At 59.8% G+C, this 2,984-nt stretch carries 3 protein-coding genes and 1 pseudogene (1 of these 4 cut by a window edge); all 4 read left to right on the top strand.

All coding sequences use genetic code 11. The features are described 5' to 3' along the window. Nucleotides 1-1,102, top strand: a pseudogene (gene uvrB / locus EOB59_RS27985) (excinuclease ABC subunit UvrB) (it extends 2,094 nt beyond the left edge of the window). A gap of 62 nt (nt 1,103-1,164) precedes the next feature. Further along, nucleotides 1,165-1,500, top strand: coding sequence for a hypothetical protein (locus EOB59_RS27990; protein ID WP_128289717.1), 336 nt, complete (start codon nt 1,165-1,167; stop codon nt 1,498-1,500). Nucleotides 1,501-1,683: 183 nt separating this feature from the next. Then, entirely contained in the window at nt 1,684-2,163 is a 480-nt protein-coding gene (locus EOB59_RS27995; protein WP_164895773.1) for a hypothetical protein, read from the top strand. 300 nt (nt 2,164-2,463) lie between these two features. Beyond that, nucleotides 2,464-2,984 (top strand): ATP-binding cassette domain-containing protein (locus EOB59_RS36785; protein WP_245486791.1); only part of this gene is annotated, 521 nt, incomplete at its 3' end.

Below are 2,984 nucleotides of genomic sequence, written 5' to 3' on the forward strand. Positions count from 1 at the left end.
ATGCGGCTTCGTCGCCATTCTCGACGCCGACAAGGAAGGGTTTTTGCGCTCGGAAACCTCGCTGATCCAGACCATCGGCCGCGCCGCCAGAAACGTCGACGGCAAGGTCATCCTCTATGCCGACCAGGTGACCGGCTCGATGGAGCGGGCGATGGCCGAAACCAACCGCCGCCGCGAAAAGCAGGTGGAGTGGAACGAGGCCAACGGCATCACCCCGGAATCGGTCAAATCGCGCATCTCCGATATTCTGGATTCGGTCTACGAGAAGGACCACGTCCGCGCCGACATCTCGCAGTTCACCGACAGTGCCGGCGCCATGATGGGCAACAACCTCAAGGCCCATCTCGACGCGATGGAAAAGCAGATGCGCGATGCCGCAGCCAATCTCGACTTCGAAAAGGCGGCCCGCATCCGCGACGAGATCAAGCGCCTGCGTGAGATGGAACTGTCCATTTCCGAAGACCCGCTGGCCAAATACGCCGACATGGAAAGCCCGGCCTCCGGCCGCGAAAAGGGCAAGCACAACAAGGGCGTGGCCAAACATCGGACAGCAGAAGAACAGGAGCGTTTCCGCAAGCTCGACGCGGCGCGTGCCGCAGAAGAGGCGGCCAAGGCTGCCCGGCCCAACCTCTTCCGCAAGCCTGATCTCGACGAGATGGGCGCCGACGGCGCCGTACCAGTGAAAAAACCGCTGTTTTCGAAACCCTCGATCGACGACATGGGTCCGGGCACCGACATGCCGACGCCGGCCGGCGCGGTGTCACGCTCGCTGTTCAAGAAACAGTCGGCCGAAGAGGCGCATGGCTCCGATTTCGGCATTCCCGGCGACGTCACCAAGCCACTGTTCAAGAAGAACTCGCTCGATGAGATGACCGTGCGGCGCACGGAAAAGCCGGTCGAGGGAAAAGTGCCTGCCAAGCCCCAGCCAATCTCCCCCCAAGTGGGGGAGATGCCCGGCAGGGCAGAGGGGCGCGCGAAGGAACGCGACGATTCCGCCAAACCGGTTGTTCGTCAGCGCGCCGGCATCGGTTCTTACGAAGACCTAGGCGACGCCCGCCGTGAAAAACGCCGGCCGGGCAAGACGGGACGGCCGGGGAAGTAGGAGCTGCAGCTTCGAGTCTGCGATTGGTTGCGGATTTCAGATGCCGCCGCTTAGAATAGGTGATGGTCGTCGTTCGCAGACTTGATGAAGAAGAGTTCAGGGCTTGCTTTGCCGAGCTGATGACGAATATCACCGCGACGGCGAATGCTGTCGTAGACATATGGCCCTATGTCGACGCGTTAAATCTGGACGAAGTCGGCGTGCCCTATTTGAACGACGTCCATTATGTTTACCGAGATGCCCAAAATCGGTTCGATCAAGTTTTGATTGGCACCGGCAGGTTCAACGCCCTTCTCGTGATCGTCATCGATCTCGGCACAAGCGCGGTGTTCGGGCATTTCCTACTCGATCTCAACAAAGAATATGGACTAAGCGGCGGTTACTTGAGACCTGTCTGATCCGGCCCATTGACCTGTGAAGCTCAATTAATCCGCTGGGCCCAATCAGCTTGGTAGCACAATGGTCAGGGCAGGCGGAATATGCTCCCGCGACGGAATATCCAGCCAACCAAGGTTTGATCGATGCGACAGCGAGGCAAACTCCATATCCTCCCCCTAATCTTAGGCAGCAAGGACACGCCTTTGCGGGCCGGAGCTGATCTCGGTCGGGTCCAGAAACATCTTGGCTTTCCTAAATGGCTATATGTCTATCAGGATCAGCCGTGCGGCTTTCTTCTAGGTTATGGCGATCTGGAAATCGACATTTTGACCAGGCGCAATCGAGCACGCGTCCATCGCATCAGCATCAAACTTTGGCACATGCCTGATGTCCCCAAGCCTTTGCCTTTGAAATGGAGCGGCAACAGCCAAATCGATCTCGATGGCTTTGGCCCGGCAATGACGATTTCGGCCGCCAGGACGCTCCTCGCAGGTCTAGGACCGCAAGCCGAGGAATATAAGGTGGAAAGCGTATCTGAAACTGTCCGCCGGCTCGTGCTCCCCCACGCCGAGCTTAATTTCTTCAAGGGACCGGAAGAACCGATCCTGATGGAGTTTCACTTCCTGACACCGCAGGAAATCCAGCGAACTAAGGGTGACTGGGTAATCCGCCCGCGAGATTAAGGCCTGCCCGCAGAGCATCTACTTGCCATCCGCCCCGCCCTTGGTGTAATCGCTGCGCACACTCAACGTCTTGTCTTGAAAGGAGGGCTCACGTGTTTACGTTTCATCGTCACCATCGTCAGCGTGGCCCGATTTCTGCCCTGCGAGCTTGCTTGCAGGGCTGACCAGGGACGGGTTTTTCCCGCTTCGATTTTTTGGTCTGCCCTTCGTGGTGTTGCAACGCCGAGCCTGATGGCCAGCCTGCGCACCGTCAAAGTGCATTGAGCCGGACTTTCCTCCGGCAAGACCAGAGAAATCAAAATGGCCCTGATCAGCCTCAAATCCCTCGGCGTCACCATGAGTGCGCCGCTGTTTGCCAATCTCGACCTCACCATCGGCTCCGGCGACCGGCTCGGCATTGTCGCCGCCAATGGCCGCGGCAAGTCGACCTTGCTGAAATGCCTGACCGGCGAGATGGAGCCGACCTCCGGCGACATCACCCGCACGCGCGGCCTACGCGTCGGTCATGTCGAGCAATCCATTGCCCCGGCCCTTCTCCCCCGCAGCTTCCATCAGGTGGTGGCCGACGCCTTGCCGCCCGAGCAGGCTGAAAGCGAGCTGTGGCGCGTCGACGTGGTTCTCGATTCACTCGATGTGCCGGAGCCGATGCGCGAGCGGCCAATGCAGGCGCTGAGCGGCGGTTGGCAGAGACTGGCGCTGATCGCCCGCGTCTGGGTGACAGATCCGGACGTGCTGCTGCTCGACGAGCCGACCAACCATCTCGACCTTGCTCGCATCGGCCAGTTGGAAACCTGGCTCAACGCATTGCCGCGTGAGGTGCC

This window comes from Mesorhizobium sp. M7A.F.Ca.MR.176.00.0.0 (genome assembly GCF_004023165.1).
Classification (GTDB): domain Bacteria; phylum Pseudomonadota; class Alphaproteobacteria; order Rhizobiales; family Rhizobiaceae; genus Mesorhizobium.

What these genes read in the sequence shown, in the direction of transcription:
- EOB59_RS27990 (WP_128289717.1), top strand. Translation starts at nt 1,165, where the DNA reads ATGGTCGTCGTTCGCAGACTTGATGAAGAAGAGTTCAGGGCTTGCTTT.